The sequence below is a fragment of the Bacillus sp. SRB_331 genome (genome assembly GCF_003264175.1).
Taxonomy (GTDB): domain Bacteria; phylum Bacillota; class Bacilli; order Bacillales; family Bacillaceae_G; genus Bacillus_A; species Bacillus_A mycoides.
The window spans coordinates 1-917 of sequence record NZ_NADV01000058.1 but is presented as its reverse complement, the minus strand read 5'-3'; the positions used below and the strand labels follow the sequence as shown (position 1 = coordinate 917).

Sequence of the window (917 nt, the reverse complement as noted above, 5' to 3'; positions counted from 1 at the left end):
AACTATAACAAGAATGGTTTAAAAATAACAAAAATGGTTTTAAACATAACAAATTTGGTTCTGGTGCAAAAATATTAGTTAGAAACCTAGAGTAGCAATTTCCTCTACATTTCTAGCCTATGAAGCTAAACCAAACAGTTTATGAATAAATTGTTTTTGATTTTGGACAGACTTGTCCAGTAAAACAAGTTGTCCTTTTTTCATCATATGCATGGCTTCAACACCACTCAATATAGAAATTGCTGTTTTAAACGACTTTAACCCTAACATAGAACGAACTCGCCTTTTAATAAACCGGTGGTCTTGTTCCACTATATTATTGAGATATTTAGCTTGCCTTAGTTGCATGCCTTCAGGCATATGTTTCTCTTCTTTCAACTCTTGAATCGCTACAGGATAAGCAGGGTTCTTATCTACTGTTATCACGCGAGGTTTAGAAACATACGAAAAAGCCAAGGCTTTCTTGAAAAAACGCTTGGCTGCTTGTTTATCTCTTGATTTACTTAGATAAAAATCAATTGTATAACCCTCTGAATCAACTGCACGATATAAATACATCCATTGACCTTTTACTTGAATATAGGTTTCATCGACTCTCCACGAGTCATTTGTTGATTTAAGATGATGTCGTACTTTCTCTTCTAATTGAGGTCCATATTGATGAACCCAGCGCATAATTGTTGTGTGAGCAATTGATAATCCTCTTTCCTCCATCATTTCCACCAGGTTACGGAAGCTCAAATTGTACCGTAGGTACCACCTTACTGTTAATAAGATGAGTTCAGGCTGATAATGCTTCCATTTAAATAAATTTTCTTTTTCCATACTGATCACGCACCTTTTTTAGAGTCATACTATCAGTATGTCCAAGTTTAGGAGATTACTTGCAAGAGTCTTGCGATTTTTGCACCAGAACC

The 917-nt window shown here is 35.2% G+C and carries 1 protein-coding gene; it reads right to left on the bottom strand.

All coding sequences use genetic code 11. From position 1 onward, the window contains the following. Positions 1–117 precede the first annotated feature (117 nt). The gene (locus B5P42_RS29285; RefSeq protein WP_016127824.1) at positions 118–825 is read right to left on the bottom strand and encodes an IS6 family transposase; all 708 of its coding nucleotides are present in this window, start codon (positions 823–825) and stop codon (positions 118–120) included. Positions 826–917: the final 92 nt, after the last annotated feature.